Source organism: Alteromonas sp. LMIT006, from assembly GCF_024300645.1.
GTDB lineage: Bacteria > Pseudomonadota > Gammaproteobacteria > Enterobacterales > Alteromonadaceae > Opacimonas > Opacimonas immobilis.
Window position 1 is genome coordinate 1 of sequence record NZ_CP101291.1, and the last position, 16,935, is coordinate 16,935.

15 protein-coding genes and 1 tRNA gene are annotated in these 16,935 nt (G+C 43.9%); 6 read left to right on the forward strand and 10 right to left on the reverse strand.

What is annotated here, in order from left to right; genetic code table 11:
* Positions 1-49: 49 nt before the first annotated feature.
* The 3 genes from NLG07_RS00005 to NLG07_RS00015 all read right to left on the reverse strand — a co-directional run bounded on the left by NLG07_RS00005 (position 50) and on the right by NLG07_RS00015 (position 2,920).
* Positions 50-1,945, reverse strand: a complete 1,896-nt coding sequence (locus tag NLG07_RS00005) for a recombinase family protein (RefSeq protein ID WP_254855654.1) — start codon at positions 1,943-1,945, stop codon at positions 50-52.
* Positions 1,946-2,208: 263 nt separating this feature from the next.
* Positions 2,209-2,607, reverse strand: a complete 399-nt coding sequence (locus tag NLG07_RS00010) for a hypothetical protein (RefSeq protein ID WP_254855648.1) — start codon at positions 2,605-2,607, stop codon at positions 2,209-2,211.
* A 1-nt stretch (position 2,608) separates the two neighbouring features.
* Positions 2,609-2,920 (reverse strand): hypothetical protein, encoded by a 312-nt coding sequence (locus tag NLG07_RS00015; protein ID WP_254855649.1) that lies wholly within the window; start codon positions 2,918-2,920, stop codon positions 2,609-2,611.
* A gap of 192 nt (positions 2,921-3,112) precedes the next feature.
* Here NLG07_RS00015 and NLG07_RS00020 point away from each other — a divergent pair, with 192 nt between their 5' ends.
* Positions 3,113-4,621 (forward strand): hypothetical protein, encoded by a 1,509-nt coding sequence (locus NLG07_RS00020; protein ID WP_254855655.1) that lies wholly within the window; start codon positions 3,113-3,115, stop codon positions 4,619-4,621.
* Between the two features lie 355 nt (positions 4,622-4,976).
* Positions 4,977-5,240 (forward strand): hypothetical protein, encoded by a 264-nt coding sequence (locus NLG07_RS00025; protein WP_254855656.1) that lies wholly within the window; start codon positions 4,977-4,979, stop codon positions 5,238-5,240.
* A gap of 49 nt (positions 5,241-5,289) precedes the next feature.
* On the opposite strand, the gene NLG07_RS00030 is transcribed toward NLG07_RS00025, so the two are convergent.
* The 4 genes from NLG07_RS00030 to NLG07_RS00045 form a co-directional block, all read right to left on the reverse strand.
* Positions 5,290-6,504: a DUF3644 domain-containing protein gene (locus tag NLG07_RS00030; RefSeq protein WP_254855657.1), complete on the reverse strand. Its 1,215-nt coding sequence runs from the start codon at positions 6,502-6,504 to the stop codon at positions 5,290-5,292.
* An 89-nt stretch (positions 6,505-6,593) separates the two neighbouring features.
* A complete protein-coding gene (locus tag NLG07_RS00035; protein WP_254855658.1) occupies positions 6,594-6,977 on the reverse strand; it encodes a hypothetical protein in 384 nt (127 codons plus the stop codon).
* The gene (locus NLG07_RS00040) at positions 6,974-7,759 is read right to left on the reverse strand and encodes an RHS repeat-associated core domain-containing protein (RefSeq protein WP_254855659.1); all 786 of its coding nucleotides are present in this window, start codon (positions 7,757-7,759) and stop codon (positions 6,974-6,976) included. The genes NLG07_RS00035 and NLG07_RS00040 overlap by 4 nt, the downstream gene beginning before the upstream one ends.
* Positions 7,760-7,994: 235 nt before the next feature.
* A tRNA-Ile gene (locus NLG07_RS00045) sits at positions 7,995-8,071 on the reverse strand.
* 214 nt (positions 8,072-8,285) lie between these two features.
* Here NLG07_RS00045 and rimK point away from each other — a divergent pair.
* The 3 genes from rimK to NLG07_RS00060 are packed head-to-tail and all read left to right on the forward strand — an operon-like array spanning position 8,286 to position 10,650.
* Complete coding sequence (rimK, locus tag NLG07_RS00050) at positions 8,286-9,191, forward strand: 30S ribosomal protein S6--L-glutamate ligase (protein ID WP_254855660.1); 906 nt, start codon at positions 8,286-8,288, stop codon at positions 9,189-9,191.
* Positions 9,191-10,210 carry a succinylglutamate desuccinylase/aspartoacylase family protein gene (locus NLG07_RS00055; protein ID WP_254855661.1) on the forward strand — a complete coding sequence of 340 codons (1,020 nt, stop codon included), beginning with the start codon at positions 9,191-9,193 and terminating at the stop codon, positions 10,208-10,210. The genes rimK and NLG07_RS00055 overlap by 1 nt, the downstream gene beginning before the upstream one ends.
* Entirely contained in the window at positions 10,207-10,650 is a 444-nt protein-coding gene (locus NLG07_RS00060) for an ATP-dependent zinc protease (RefSeq protein WP_254855662.1), read from the forward strand. The genes NLG07_RS00055 and NLG07_RS00060 overlap by 4 nt, the downstream gene beginning before the upstream one ends.
* A 93-nt stretch (positions 10,651-10,743) precedes the next feature.
* On the opposite strand, the gene NLG07_RS00065 is transcribed toward NLG07_RS00060, so the two are convergent.
* The gene (locus NLG07_RS00065) at positions 10,744-11,610 is read right to left on the reverse strand and encodes a DMT family transporter (RefSeq protein ID WP_254855663.1); all 867 of its coding nucleotides are present in this window, start codon (positions 11,608-11,610) and stop codon (positions 10,744-10,746) included.
* A 122-nt stretch (positions 11,611-11,732) separates the two neighbouring features.
* Here NLG07_RS00065 and NLG07_RS00070 point away from each other — a divergent pair, with 122 nt between their 5' ends.
* The gene (locus NLG07_RS00070) at positions 11,733-14,426 is read left to right on the forward strand and encodes a zinc-dependent metalloprotease (protein WP_254855664.1); all 2,694 of its coding nucleotides are present in this window, start codon (positions 11,733-11,735) and stop codon (positions 14,424-14,426) included.
* Positions 14,427-14,487: 61 nt separating this feature from the next.
* Here NLG07_RS00070 and hldE read toward each other — a convergent pair whose 3' ends face one another.
* Positions 14,488-15,924: a bifunctional D-glycero-beta-D-manno-heptose-7-phosphate kinase/D-glycero-beta-D-manno-heptose 1-phosphate adenylyltransferase HldE gene (gene hldE / locus NLG07_RS00075; RefSeq protein WP_254856875.1), complete on the reverse strand. Its 1,437-nt coding sequence runs from the start codon at positions 15,922-15,924 to the stop codon at positions 14,488-14,490.
* A gap of 29 nt (positions 15,925-15,953) precedes the next feature.
* On the reverse strand, positions 15,954-16,859 hold the full coding sequence (locus NLG07_RS00080) for a DUF350 domain-containing protein (protein ID WP_254855665.1): 906 nt from the start codon (positions 16,857-16,859) through the stop codon (positions 15,954-15,956).
* Positions 16,860-16,935: the final 76 nt, after the last annotated feature.

The window sequence follows — 16,935 nt, forward strand, 5'->3', positions numbered from 1 at the left end:
AAATCCCCCTACCCACCCATAGCAATATGAGTAAGTAGGGGGCATTATTTTAAAGCTCAATGGCGGCCACTTGGCAGGCGTTTCTAAGCGTCTCCTGAGATATTTTTGCATATCTAAGGGTGGTGGTATAACAGGCATGATTCGCTAACTGTTGAACACTCGCTAATGAAACGTTGCTCGATACAAGATTACTACAAAACGTATGACGTAGGTCATGTATACGCACAGTCTGAGGTATATCAGCCTCCCTTAAAGCACTCTTAAACGACTTTTTAAAATCGTTATATGGCTTTTGCGTCACAGGATTAATAAACACATAAGTACAATGCATTCCTAACACTCGGGATAAGATATCCATGGCGGTTGTGTTGAGTAAGATCACATTTTGCTTTTTATTCTTAGCGACACTAGGTGGAACCGTTATTGTGCAGCTATTCATATCGACCCAAGACCATTGAAGCGCTTTTGCTACCCCACTTCTTACTCCCGTTACCAGTAAGAATATCATCAATAGGTTAACCGGGCGCTCAGGGTGCTGGATGAGGACTTCGATAAAACGCTGTTGCTCTTGAGGCGTTAAAAAGCGCTCTTTTTGATTATCAAACTTAATGTACTCAACCTTATCACATGGGTTCTTAGTGACAAGCTCCCATTGTATTGCCAATGTAAACATGCGACTCAATAACTTTAAGTGTCCGGTAATATGACTACCTGATAAATTTTGCTCTAACAAATTAGTTTGAAACCGCTCTATATCTATCACCTTAATCTCCTCAAGCTGCTGACATCCAAAAGTTGGCTTAAGACGAAGTCGCCACATCGACTCAATATTCCTAAATGTGCGCAATCGGGTTTTGACATGTGGCCAATAATACTGCTCCCAAAACGCATTCAAGCTCAACATTGACATATGACTCGTCTGGGTAATGGGTGGTGAAAGGGGGGAATGAGGGGATTGGCTGGATTGAGGGATGAGCTGAGCCACTTTTTGTAATGCTTCTTCCAATGAAAGCCTATCGGAACGTCCTAAGTTGTGGTCTTTTTCTTTGGTGCGGTAGCGATATGTCCCCACCCCTTTTGACGTCTGACGTATCTCGATGCGAAAGCCTTTCGGTAAATTGTCCGCTCGATACTCCGCCTTAATCTTGTCCTTTGGTGTGGGTAAATTATCAATAAAAGCTTGGTCAATATATGAGTATTTCATCATTATCTCCGGTATAAAATGTTGTTTAATGCTTTGAATGAAAAGGCAGGGGTGAGCCTGCCTTGTATGATTAAGCCTGACGCAGTAGTCGTGACACGATGGCACTGCTGAAAGGCTTGTTACGATAACTGCATAACCCACGTTGATTGAGCAAGTGGGCCAGTTCGACCGTATTGGCTTGCGGGTACTGAGCTTGCAGATGATGGATGACCTTGATGATTTTTTGTCGCCAAGCGCCTTGAGCAGACGTACGGGCTTGAGTTGCAGAAATAGTGTCAGTATTACGACAACGCTCAGTTGGGGGTTACCCAATTTCACACCACGCAACTTTGCCGCACTAAGGGCTGCTTTAGTTCGTTGCGAAATCATCTGCGCTTCATGTTGGGCCATTGCAGCCAAGATATGAATCGTCAGTTGGTCGATGTCAGGGAAATCAGCGAGTTTAAAGCGGACCCCTTTTTTCTGTAAGTCAGTAATAAAGTGTAAGTCTCGGCTTAGCCTATCTAGTTTAGCCACTAACAAAACAGCATTAGCCAGTTGAGCATATTCCACAGCCCTTTCAAACTCTGGACGGTCAGAGGCTTTGCCCGAACCAACCTCTGTATACTCAGCCACTAAGATGCCATTGTGTAGCCTTAGAAAATCACTTATGGCCTGTTTTTGAGCTTGCATTCCTAAGCCAGCTTTTCCTTGCTTCACCGTCGAGACTCGGTAATAAGCCACATAGTTAATTTGACTCATGCCTTACTCCTTTTGGCACTCTTATAAAATCGATGGATTTTCGTAATGAGCAAAATAAGCAAGCTGAACATACCAAACATGCACTGGCTTAGACGCTCTAGTGCGAGAGGTTTGGTACAAATGAGGTAAATAGTAAATAATGATAGTATCAAGAACATCTTTGGTTTCCTTTGAATGTGATACACCCACACCAAACAAATGCATAACGCTAAAAGGACATTTAGTGATATGTATTGATTGGGGTGGGCAAGTTTATTGATGATTTAAGACGTCGTCTTGTTAGGGACAACTGCGTGGTTTTTACAGATGGCATCGAGGTTGCCAATTTCGTGTCGATAAACATGCTTTGAGGATGGGCAAAGCATGCCTTCTTGGCGTAATACTGCTGCTAAAAAAGAAGCGTTATTTGCGCTTTTTCCAACAAACAAGCAATTGAATACCGTTGAGCTAAATACTTTCTCTGTTGGGAGTTTCTGCAAAACATCTTTGATTGCTGTTATAGCAATGATGTCCGGGCTAAAAAACCCACCTCCAGAGTTCGATACGAAGCGCAAATAGATATTCTGTTTGTCATCATGCAGGATGTCGTAGTTAAGCTTTGCATGCGAACGTGCATTGAGTAGAGGGCATTGTCCCGATGATATTAGAGTATAACCCTCCATGTTAGACCTCCTCAGCGTGCAAGATGAGTAAAAACACACCGCCCCCGGCATTACCGGTGATCTGACAGTAAAGTGAACATCCATCATCATGCTCGACAAAGTCCGGCTCTAATAAACAGCGAGTTTGAGCATCCGTCAAAACAGTTGGATAATCCGATAACTGAATATGCAAGCAGCATTTGGTGTCATGCCAGAATGCTTTTGACTCCTGCAAGTTATCAAAAGGCGTTACGATGACATCATGTAATAACCGATGCGCATGACTAGAGATTGCCATAGGGGTATCCCATGGCCACGTGTATGTTGTATACATAAGGTATTCCTATAAATGAATAAGATGGAGCAGTGCACGTAATGAAATACCGTGCTCTGTTTGGAAGGAGTTTTCCGATATAGATACTGATTTTTTCTCAGTTTAAATAATCAGTTTTTGCGAGCATCTCTGATTATGTTTATTCTATAGCGATACCTATTTTGTAATGTGCATGAACAGTAAGGAGCTGTGTTGACTGATAAACTCGATAGACGCTTTGATTGGTACCCAACTTTTACCAACAAGAGTATCAATAAGCTGGTGGATGAGTTAGCCAATACCAGTGTTGAACTATTGAACAAATCTCAGCAAGGGGGTAATGCACAAAAGCGACGAGTTGCATTGGAAGACATTGCCAGACATCTGATATGCGCACTATTTATTAACTACCAAGAAAAGCAATACCACAGGCATGAAAAGCTCATCAGTATTCCTTTGCACAAGCGCCATTACCACCTCACTGACCCCAACAAAATTCCTTATGTATACCCCAACAAAGTCGAAGCGGTCTTTAAGGCGCTTGATAGATTAGATTGGATAACGATACAAAAAGGTCAATATCGCTCCTCAGGTCAATCCAAAGTCACGGTTTTTAAAGCAACACAAATACTGGAAACGGCCTTTTCTCAGTTAAACATACACTGGCTTGCACAACAGCCCATGCCAATGCAAAGAGGCGTTGAAATCAGAGACAAAGACAAAACAGATAAGGCCGTTGCTATTGCTCATACCCACCCCAATCTTGACCATGAAAAATTGCACACATATCAACAAAATTTGGCGAAGATAAATGGTCACCTTGTACAACAGTGCATCCACCTTGATGCCACGGACGAGCAGCTCAGGCAAATACTGACACGTGAGCATGTTGACCAACGCACTCAACAACCTTACCAACACCATATAGATATCAATATGGTGCAATTACGACGCATATTTGCAAAAGGACGTTTAGATAGAGGGGGGCGATTTTACGGAGGCTGGTGGCAAGGGGTATCATCAGAGCACCGCCCAGTCATTCGGATCAACAACCGCAAGACCATCGAAATAGATTTCAGTGGAATTGCCATCAATATAATATATGCACTTAATAAGACATGCCTGCTTCCTAAAATAGATGTATATGATATTGGATTACCAAACTGGGAGGGGAAAGAGGATAGACGTCGCCCTGTGGTAAAAAAGGCCTTTAATGCGTTTATCAATGATGAAAAGGGACATTATCGATTAAGTGGAAAAGACATTAAGGCCCTCGGGTGTAACACTCAGGAACTGAAAAAAAAAATCATACTCACCCACCCTGTTATAGAATCTATATTCAGTACACAAATAGGCCTAGAGGCTCAGTATTACGATAGCTGTGTGGCAGAAGATATCATGCTGTCCCTCTTGGCACTTGGGATAACCTGCTTGCCCATTCATGACAGCTTTATTGTGACAGCATCACACTGGGATATCCTACAAACACAGATGCAACAAAGCTTTAAGAAAATAATGGGTGTGGAGATAACAGTAAAACCAGAGGTCATCAAGTCACACCGCACTTTGCATATCCAGAATAAAGATATGGCACTCAGGCCACCCCATGAGGACATCCTATCAACACAAGAACTTCATCAAGCATTCCTATTTAAGCAAGAGGGAAACCTCATGCAGAGATATTATGATAGCTATACTGATATCAAGGGAAAGGATATTTAGTATTCATCTTCTTTAGATACTATTAAATATTAAAGAGAATAATAAGAATAACTCCCCTAATGTTCTCTAAGTAGCACTAAGGGGCTACTAATGGTCCCTAATGAAAGCCTATGGATGCCTAAGGCTACCTCATTAGTGGCCCCAACTTTGTAATAAGTACCATTAGGTGATTAAGAGTGCTTTGTGTCCGTCCGGCAAACCCCGTCTAGCAACACTGGTAAGGCCTGAGACTTCCCGACACTTTTTATGGTAAAAATGTAACTATAACCATAAGAGGTAAATCGTGTCCGTCCATAGTAAAGGCAAAACGCTGACCATCAGGATGTGCATCGTTTCAATTTTTGATGGTGAGGAAATGGTCGGGAAAATTTTATGGGGTATATGTGTCGAGGACATGACGTACCGCTTTGCAACCAACGACTACATTAGCACATCAAAAATAGTGGAAATATCACCTAACAATCAGTTAATCAAAACCACTAGCGGTAGCCTTTATCAAGTTATTGGCGCAGGCAAAAAAGCCGAAGTGCAGATGAGAGATTTCCAACTCCTTCGGCATGGATTTTCGCCTGAACAGATCACCCAATTGAATGTGGCACCAAACGACTATTTTCATTGACCCAAAAAACAAAACCAGTTTCCGCTGGCTTTGGTTTGAGAGCAAAAGCTTATTTGTTTCTCAGTTGTTTTTTACGAAATTCTTTAGCAGAATCCAACCAATTAGGCTGCATTAAATTTTCTACAAACCACACAATAAACTTTTCTGAGTAGCGGGGTCTCCCATCAATTTCATATCGAAATTCGGATTTCTTTTGCTTTTTGATCTTGTGTTTACTTATTACAGCCTGAAATGCTCCGCTTTTTATAAATGCGATATCTTGCCGTTTGTTAATCTCGTCTAAAGCTTCTTTCTGATGATATGGATGAGTCAACTCTGGGTCTTTGGTTTTAGTAATTATTATCGCACCTTCACCTTCATCTCCCACGCTTAAAGAAAGGTCACTTTCATCCTCTCGCTTAACAAGAGCAAGTCGATAATCAATTGGTATCGAAAATTCAGTTGAATCAACTTCCTTGGCTGTTTTATCAAACCTATTAATGAATTTAGAAACAGAATTGGCGGTATGCTTGCCATATTGCTTTTGAATAAGGGCTATTTCTGGCTTGGGGCCATCAAGTACAAGGCTTAACATACCGACACTTTGCCCAGCCAAAGGCGCATTACCCATTTCATTTTTATATCTGGTTTGATAGTTCAAGACGGTTGCTTGAAACAGCCGTGATAGCTGCGGTTGCAATTCAGGCATTAACAAATGAACAGCTTGATCTCGCAAGTCTACTAGTGTTTCCAAATTTATACGTACAGGATCTTTCTCTTGAAGCCTTCGTTTTAAAGCATCGGAAACAGAAAGACTTCTATCATTGTCATAGAAAATCTTGTCATATCCTTCGACCTTTAAGATCTCCGCTTTTAACAATAACTCCCAAGCATTAACTATCATAATAGTAAATGCTTCGACTCTATTCTTCATACTTGGACGATTGTATACTTCTAGCGCCAACGTGAACGCATCAAGACTTCGACCAATCAATTTCTCGTAAAATTGTTCTTCGGGTGTCTTCTTCTTAGCTTTCGCAGACTGACTCATAACAGCCAGAAACTCTTCATTTGAAAGTGCTGCGATTCCTTCACACCTATATTTAGTGCGGGAGCCAGCGTGAAAAACATACTTATCTAAAAGCTTTTCATTTATGTATTTATTGACTGAGTTTTTGCTATATGTTGTCTGCTCTACAATCATATCAGCAGTGAAAATAGTGCCGTTTACTTCAAATTCTCGTAAAGTTTCTGCTAGTTTTATCTGGTTATAATTCCTTGCCATTTAACCTTTTCCATAAAAAGTTGGTTATTCTTTATCTTCTATGTCAGATATTAAAAAGCCCCGACTAGCGAGGCTTTGGATTCAAAAGGTTACTTCACCACATATTTTAACGATAGGCCGCAATTTTCACCATAATCAAACGTTATGAAATTTCCAACTACAAGCTGCTCATCAGCATCATACCAAGAAGAAACTCTACTGTTTTCAACGTATGTGTTTAAAGGAATGGTAAACACCGTCTGCCCTTTTTCTATTTTATGAAGGAGCACACCTTGCAGTACTTTCCCTTCAATTTCAGTGGGAGCGGAAAGTTCTACATTTAGCAACGGTCCTCGCTTCGTGAGCGTTATTTTGAATAGTTCTGCATATTTACTACTATTTTCAGCAATACTCTCTTCAGTAATCAAGCAAGTAGTCGCTTTGCAACCAAAACTAAACGCAAGAAAAGTAATTAAAACTATATATTTAATCATGGATAGACTCGACTCATAACGTGATCTGGGTTTTTATAACGTTTCCCTTTAGGCAAGTTTTTAAATGACATCTTTTGTCCAAAACTACCAAATCTATACGGCACAAAACCCATATATTTAGGATGTGTTAAACCTACATTATGCAAAGACTCATGCCCAGCCATCCATTGAGTATTTCTATTGTTACCGAATGCAGCATGGTCCGTTGCTACGTTGATGGTTGTACCACCAACTACAGCATTTCCAAAATTACCGTTAATATCACTGGTTGAAACCGCATTTGCCATGTGCCCACCTGAGCCATCATCATTTAACTTTGCAGCTCCGGCATCAAGGTCGTTTGCCATAGAGTTTAGCTCTGAGGCTGAATAGCCATCTCCATTAGTTGCTCCATCTTCTAGTCCTGCCGCCTCTTCACGCATTGATGCAGCACTTGCGGTCATATCTGAAGCTGCTTGTTTTTGAGCTGCATCAAATTGCTCCCATTGCTCATCCGTCCAACCACTTCCTCGACCATACATACCCGTTGGGTCAACCATATTAATAGGATCATTCCCCACATATGCATACAGATTCATCTGATCTTCATAACCAATAGGGTCAGTTTGCAGGAATCGCCCAAGCTTTGGATGATAAATCCGTGCTTTGTAGTAGTATAATTGTAACTCGTTTAAATACAATTGCCCCGTATAGGCAAACAAGGTGTTATTAATGCCAGCAGGCACACCAAAAGCATCGTATTGATTGACCTGCGATACTTTGCTATTGCTCAGATTGCTCACCGCAATGACACTGCGTTGGTAATTGGCATGTAAGTATTGAGTGGCACTGTAACTTGCTGCTGCGCCTTGGTATTGGATGAGCGGCTCATCGATTTGATCGGAGTGAATAAATCGCGCGGTGATATTGTTATTGCCATCCGTTGTGGCAATTAGCGCATCCCTTGCAAATACATAGTAACTCGTTTTGTCATTGATAATGGTCTTGTATAAACGCCCATTTAGATCGTAGGTAAAATGGTGGCCCGACCCCGACTTGAACGGGGGACCTGCCGATTATGAGTCGGATGCTCTAACCAACTGAGCTATCGGGCCATTGAGAGGTTCAGCACAGAAGTGCGGGTCGCATTATAAGGACATTTACAGGCGTTGTCATCACAGAATTGTGAAATCCTACACAAAAACCCAATCACCAACATATCAGCCTGATTATAATTAAAGAGATCATTGAACACTTTTACTAGGTGAATTGGCATTCCTGAATTATGATTGCTTTAAAAATATTTCATTACTTTAACAAGGACAGAGAATGCGAATTGGTATTTTATCGCGCAATCCCAACCTCTATTCCACTCGCCGACTGCGTGAAGCGGCTGAGCTGAAAGGCCATGTAATCGACATCATCGATACCATGCATTGCTACATGGATATTACCAGTGCCAAACCATCGGTTCGCTATAAAGGACGTGCATTACCTCATTATGATGCGATCATTCCTCGCATTGGTGCATCGGTTACGTTCTATGGTACCTCGGTCGTGCGTCAATTTGAGATGATGGGTACCTATTCCATTAATGAGTCGGTTGCGATCAGTCGTTCTCGTGACAAGCTGCGTTCATTACAGTTACTTTCTCGCAAAGGCATTGGTATGCCGCGTACCGGGTTTGCCAACCATCCAGACAGGATTGACGATTTGATCAAAAATGTTGGCGGTGCGCCTGTGGTCATAAAATTACTCGAGGGCACCCAAGGTATTGGCGTGGTACTCGCTGATACCAATAAAGCAGCAACGGCCATCATTGAAGCCTTTATGGGGCTGAATGCCAACATTCTGGTTCAAGAATATATTAAAGAAGCTGGTGGTGCAGACATTCGTTGTCTGGTCGTCGGAGGCAAGGTCATTGCCGCGATGAAGCGTCAAGCCCCTCCAGGAGAGTTTCGCTCTAATCTTCATCGAGGTGGTACTGCAAGTTTGGTAAGACTTTCTCCTGCTGAACGTAAAACGGCTGTTGATGCAGCCAAAACCATGGGCTTAAACATGGCTGGAGTCGATATTTTGCGCTCGAATCACGGCCCTGTGGTAATGGAGGTGAATTCATCTCCAGGCTTAGAAGGCATTGAAAAAGCGACCGGCAAAGACGTGGCAGGTATGATCATTGATTTTATTGCCAAATCTGCCAAACCCAACGCCACCAAGACTCGAGGCAAAGGCTAGTGAAAATCGCCCCTTTAACGATTGCGGGACAGACCATTAACGCTGGGGAAACGGTTCGATTGGGGTTGGAGATGCCCCCACTCTACACGGATACAAGCATGCACATCCCCATTGAGGTAAGACGTGGAAAACGCGCTGGCCCGATTATGTTTGTGAGTGCAGCCATCCACGGGGATGAGTTAAATGGGATTGAAATCATCAATCGTCTACAAAAAAGTCGCTCGATTAAGAACCTAAAAGGCACTTTGATTACGGTACCCATGGTCAATGTATACGGTGTGCTGAATCAAAGTCGTTATTTGCCAGACCGGCGCGATCTGAATCGCTGTTTTCCGGGTAGTCGCAAAGGCTCACTTGGTGGTCGTATTGCGCATCTTTTCGTCGAGGAAATTATTAAAAAATGTGATGTCGGTATTGATTTGCACACCGGAGCGATTCATCGCTCGAATTTACCTCAAATACGAGCTAACTGTGATGATGCTGAAACGTTGGAGATGGCAAAAGCTTTTGGTATGCCGGTCATTTTGAACGCTGATTTACGGGATGGATCCATGCGCGAAACCGCTAGCGAGCTTGGTGCCAAAGTGTTGTTGTATGAAGCTGGTGAAGCCTTGCGTTACGATGAATTTTCGATTCGAGCTGGTGTTAAAGGGATCATCAATGTGATGCGTCAAATCGGTATGCTCAATAAGGTCAAGCGCAAGGGGCACCCAATTGCACCATTCATCGCTCGGCAAAGTGGCTGGGTGCGCGCAAATGAAAGTGGCTTAATCAATCATCATGCTCAACTTGGCGATCATGTGAGTAAAGGCGAAGTGCTAGGCACTATCGCCAATCCTTATGGCGATGTATTGGACAAAATCCTCTCTCCCTCGGAGGGGGTTGTGATTGGCAAACAAAATATCCCGCTTACTCAAGAAGGGGAGGCGGTCTATCACATTGCGTATTTTCATAAACCCGATACCGTGGCAGAACACGTCGAACTGCTGCAAGATAATTTGGATACGGTAACACGATGAACAAAACCATCATTGGGGCAATTGAACAGTGCAATTTGCCCAAATTAGCCATCAAAGGCTTACATATTCGCGTTGATACTGGCGCCGCCACCTCATCTTTGCATGTCGATAATATCGAAGAATTTGAAAAAGACGGCATACCGTGGGTCAGTTTTGACATCCACCCTGACTATCACGATGTCAAACGAGTCGTGCGCCGTGAAGCACCGGTGGTATCTCGCAAAATCGTCAAAAGCTCAACTGCGACCCGCGAAAGACGGTTTGTGATAACGACCCCGATAACGATGAATGACACCACTTGGGACATCCAATTGACCCTCACCGATCGCTCGAACATGACGTATTTGATGTTACTTGGACGTGAAGCGATGCAAGACCGCTTTATTGTGGATCCAAGTATTGAGTATATTCTGGGGCGCTTTGCTACAGAAGATAACTAAATTCAGCTCTTAAATAGGTAATTTGTCACTTTGTCCAAGCTTTAGCTATCGCCAGGTTTACTTGGAATGATAACGCGTATGGTGCGCCAAGGGCTATTGGTTACCATGCTGATTTTGCACCGTTTTCTTTTGGCGAAAGTACAAGACGATACCTACTCCACCCAAAATTGAAATGCTAGCAATGCTCAAACGCAATGTCAGCATTTCATCCAATAATACAACTCCAGCAACGGCCGCAATGACCGGGACACTGAGTTGTAAACTGGCCGCTGTACTGGCTTTCATGCTTGGCAACACTGCATACCAAATTGCATAGCCTACACCTGATGTGATCGCACCTGATAATACCGCATAGATCACGCCATACCCATCCAAGGTTGCATAACTCAAGCCAATCACACTTAATACCAGCGCAAATGGAATACTGTAAATAAAATTTAGAGCCGTCGTTTGCGTTGGATCACCCCCTTGTTGCCCGCGTAAGGTATACAAGGCCCACGCTATGCCTGAACCTATCATCAACATTGCACTGGTCAGGGGCGGAGCCGTTACCCCAGGTAAAAACAAATAAACCAAGCCCAACCAGGCCATAACAAAGCCGAGCCATTGCGGTTTTGAGAAGCGGTCACCTTTCCACCAACTCAAACTCAACATGGTGAGTTGCACCGTCGCAAACAAAATTAACGCCCCAGTGCCCGCTGATAGACCTATGTAAGAGAGCGAAAAACAAATCGCATAGACAAATAACCACAAAGCCGAACGCCAGCTTTTTTGCGAATAAATTAAGCTCTGCCGCTTAACCAAGTATACAATAAGTAGCAGACACAACGCGCCAGAAACCAAGCGGATTGTGGTAAACGATACTGGATCGATATTAGTTTCATACAAAGCTATTCGGCACAGTAACGAATTTCCAGCAAACGCTAGAAGCGCCAAAATGGTTAAGATAATTAGTCGCATAACATCTCCTTTACAGTATTTGTAAAGCTTTGTTACAAACTAAGCAATGATTAGTTAGTCGTAGGGGTAGGCATTTGTGGATTGACTCATTAGTATATTTGCAGCAAAAATGGAGAATGTACATGAAGAATATGAGTTTAACCGCCATTGCGGTTGCCCTAGCCCTGTCGCTATCCCCCCAAATTTTAGCCACCGAGTTACTCGCTGAAGATGCTCCGAAACCACCGAAAGCCGAAAGCTCCAAAGCTCAGGAAGAAGGTGAACAAGCCGAAAAAAACGAAGAAGAAGAAGACGAGGAGGATGACGCAGAGAAAGAAGAAAAAAAAGAAACCTTTGCGGACAAAGTCAAAGATCTTGACCACCTCCCTGGTTATTTAGAAATTTATCGCGACCCTAAAACTGGCTCTGCAAAACTGAGTTTGAGCAAAGACCAGCTTGATACTCCAATTCTATACTTTGCCAAAACCGTCAATGGTGTGGTGGACGTACGTCATTTTGTCGGAGCATATCGCACCGAGCGTTTAATTGAATTTCGTCAGTACTTTGATCGTCTTGATGTTGTGGCGGTGAATGACTTTTTCTATTTCGATCCAGAAAATGCTCTTAGCAAGGCGTCTCACGCCAATACATCAGATGCGATTTTGGTGACCACTAAGATCGAATTTGATGAAGAAGGCAAAATCCTTGTCAATTTAGATGATATTTTGTTGAATCAAAATGTGCATCGTATTCAGCCTTACCCAAGTCGCAACCCCAAAGTGGAAAAAGAACGCTTCAAACTCGGCAAGCTTTCAAAGAATAAAACTCGCCTAAACAGCGTAAACAATTTCCCTGAAAATACGCACGTTACTGTGGATTATGTGTTTGAAAACCCTACCCCGCGCAACTGGGGCACTGGCGGTAATGCCGATCCCCGTTTTACCACCATTAGCTTGCAACACGCTTTTGTAAAGTTACCGGAGAACAATTTTGAACCTCGTGTAGATGATGCGCGTGTTGGCTATTTTGGTACGTACAAAGACGACCAAACTACACCTGATACCACACCGTATCGCGACTACATCACGCGCTGGCATTTAGAGAAAAAAGACCCAACTGCAGAGGTATCTGACCCAGTCAAACCCATAACATGGTGGATTGAAAACACCACACCTGTCGAGTGGCGTGAGACTATCAAAGAAGGGGTGTTAGCGTGGAACTCTGCGTTTGAAAAGGCCGGAATTAGCAACGCGTTAGAAGTCAAGATTCAGCCCGACGATGCAGATTGGTCTGCCGAAGATGTTCGTTATAACGTCTTACGCTGGACGAGCTCTCCACGCCCTCCGTTTGGCGGCTACGGTCCAAGTCTAGCAAACCCTCAAACAGGGGAAATCATTGCTGCAGACATCATGCTTGAATACGTATTTATGACCAATCGTTGGTTGTATGAAGGTATGTTCACGCAAGGTACGATGTTGAATGACAATGACGCACACGATGCGCATGATCACAATTCGTTAATGAACGCCTGGGCTGAAGAGACGTTACATTGCTCAAAAGGCCACGAAATCAATATGGGCGTGGCATTAGGTCAGATGATCGGCGGCCAAAGCACCACTGATATCTATGACCTAGACAATAATGAGATTTTGCGTCAAGGCTTATTACACCTTACTTTACACGAAGTGGGTCACACTCTTGGCCTGAATCACAACATGATGGCCTCGCAATTATATTCGCCCAAAGACGTGCATAATGCAGACATCACACAAGGAGCCATCACAGGATCGGTCATGGATTATGCCCCAATCAATCTTGCGCCAGTGGGTGTTGAGCAAGGCGATTACTATGATTACGCGCCAGGGCCTTATGATGATTGGGCCATTTATTATGGTTACTCTCCCGCACTGGATGATCCAGAAGAAGAAGCCAAACGCCTAGAGTCTATTTTGCAAAAATCGACGCAAAAAGCACTCGCCTTTGGTAATGATGCCGATGACATGCGTGCACCTGGCCGCCACATCGACCCTCGGATCATGACCGGTGATATGTCGAGCGATGCCGTGACCTATGCTGAGCAATACATAGAGCGTTTACACTTTGAGGCCAAAACGCTTAAAGACAAAGTGTTACAGCCAGGCGAAAGTCATCAAGATTTGGTGGTAGCGGCCAATATCATTGTCGGCAGCATGGGGACCCAAGCCAACGTGATGTCTCGCTATGTTGGTGGTGTTTACATCAATCGTGCGGTGGTGGGCCAAGAAGGATATGACCAGCCGTTTACGCCAGTCCCACGTGAGAAGCAAGTACAGGCAATGCAAGCGCTCAATAAGCATATTTTTGCACCTGATGCGATTGCTGACTTAGAGCCGCTTTTTGCGTTTTTACAAAAGCAACGTCGTGGATTTAGTCACTACGGCAACAACGAAGATCCAAAGCCACACTCCATGTTATTGCGCATGCAGTCTCGTGTGATGGACCATCTGCTCCACCCAAATGTCATGATGCGGATCACTGACAGCACTCGCTATGGAAACGAATATCCATTAGCCGATATGCTCAATGATTTAACTGATGCGGTGTTTAAAGCGGATATTCGTGGCGATGTGAATACGTATCGTCAAATGTTACAAGTGGCCTACGTTGAACGTCTAATTGCCATTGCAGGATTAGAAAAGCCAAGTAAGCATGATTTGATCAGTCAAGCGACCGCAACTTATATCTTGCAAGAGTTAAATGATACGTTAAAAATCAATCGTGGGGATACCGCGACTAAGATTCATCGGAACTTCTTAAAAGACCGCATGAACCGAGCGTTTCACAAATCGAAAACTTAATCTAGGTTAGAAAATTGGAAAGGGGCTGAAGATTCAGCCCCTTTTTTGTCTATTTGACAAGTTACTCGCCCGTTATCTGCTTGATGATCGCAGTAGTAGATACCCCTTCTTCAAAATGCATGATTTTGACTTCACCACCATTGGCAATCACCTCAGCCCCACCTGCAATTTGCTCTACGGTATAATCCCCTCCTTTGACCAAGATATCTGGCAACACCTCAGCAATCAATGCCTGTGGCGTATCTTCCCCAAATGGCACGACAAAATCCACAGCGCCTAACCCAGCCAATACCGCCATCCGACGCGAGACATTGTTCACCGGCCGACCTGCGCCCTTTAAGCGAGTAACCGAAGCATCGTCATTGACCGCCACAATCAAACGATCGCCTAATTTTGCCGCTGCTTGTAAATACGATACATGACCTGCATGTAAAATATCAAAGCATCCATTGGTCATTACCACTTTTTTGCCTTGTGCTTGTAACTGACGAACGGTATACACAAGTTGCTCGGCATTCATAACACCACTGTCTTCGTGCACCACATCTTGTATCGCTAATGATAATTCAGTTGGAGATACGGTTGATGTTCCAAGCTTACCCACCACGATGCTTGCGGCTTGGTTTGCTAACACACATGCCTGATTTAATTCCAAGCCAACGGCAACGCCTAGCGCAAGGGTCGCGACAACCGTATCACCAGCTCCGGTCACATCATAAACTTCTTTGGCTTTGGCCGGTAAGTGATAATCAGGGCCCTGTGAAAACAACGACATGCCATGTTCCGAACGCGTGACCAAAATATGTTCGAGAGCCAATTGCTCACGCAAAGCTTGTGCTTTGGTGCTCAACTCACTTTCACTATTAACAGAACCTTGAATTTGTTGGAATTCAGACATATTCGGGGTAATCAACATTGCCCCGCGATAGCCACTGTAATCAGTGCCTTTGGGATCAACAACCACTGGCACTTGTGCTTGCTTTGCGAGTGCAATCAAAGACGCTGCATCACTTAATGTGCCTTTGGCGTAATCAGAGAGTACCAACACATCAACATCGCCTAATACCGCTGCGACTTGTTGCGTCAATACGGATTTATCTACCTGAGCAAATGACTCTTCAAAATCCAAACGCAATAACTGTTGGTTGCGACTCATGACTCGTAATTTGGTGATGGTATCCATACCATCAACAAAAGCAAAATGACAGGTCACCCCATGAGCTGACAAACGCTCCTCTAGGATTTTAGCCGCCTCATCCGCAGCGCCTTCTCGCGCTCCACACAGGCCAACCAAATGCACTTGTGCACCCAATGAAGCTGCGTTAATGGCCACATTTGCAGCCCCGCCCGGCCTAGCTTCATGGTCATTGACTTTCACCACAGGTACTGGTGCTTCTGGTGAAATCCGGCCAGTATCGCCACTGTAATAGCGGTCAAGCATGATATCGCCGACAATCATAATACGGGTGTTCTGAAAAGACGGTAAATGAACCATAATGACTAACAACTCTTTATCTTAAAATTTTATTAAAAACTGATGATGCCCAACACAATAAGAGCTATGCCGACGCTTAAGACCCATTCAAGGGTAGCGATCCCAATGTTTTCTTGCAGATCGACTTCTTGTTTCCAATCGATCCCCAGCAACACCAAACGTTTGGCCAAACCGACAATAATGGCTAGTAAGAACGCGCCAACCACACCACAAAACAACCAGCCAGTCACGTTAGTGACATAGGTCGCCGCATCGTATTGCAATATATTCCCAGCACCCGAGACCACGAGCGCTGTGCCGATTAAGTTACCAGAGTGTTGGATACCAAGCGCCAGATTACCTTTGCGCAACTGGCCTTGTAGTGAATCCACTTGATTGTTACGCGCAAAGCGCAATTCATAAATACGAGTCGTCACCAGCAATACAGTGAGCATGACAAAAAAGCCCGTAATGATCGCCACAATCGCTTGTGTATCTGTGCCTTTAACCCAGTTGATTACGCCATAAATCACAATCGCCGAGGCAATGGCGCTCGATGCATCTACTACTGCGACAGCCGTGTTGCGCTTGGCAATCGCCTCGTCTTTCACTAAGCGATGCAAAATCACTTTATCGTGTGCCACGCGCCCTAATTTGATTAGAAGAATACCTATGGTGCCAAACAACAACATACCCAATGCGGCGATATCAAACCCTTGTCCAATGTGCCGGCCGACAATCGCAGATAATACAATGCACAACGCAAGCATGCGCCCTGCCACACTGATGCCAAACGCCGCATTGTCTTTGCTTGCGAGTTCATCCGACACACTCACCTTACTTTGCGAGCCCGCGAGTAAACGAATGGTTAGAAGTAATGCTAAGACGATGACAATGTCCATCAAGACATAAAGCATGAGTGCATTAGGGAAAGCGACCAGAGCAACCAACTGTTCCATATAAGAATTCTTTTTTTTGCAGGGTTTTGCGGTATGATTTGTATCATACCATAGCGCATAATAAAAGTGACAAGAG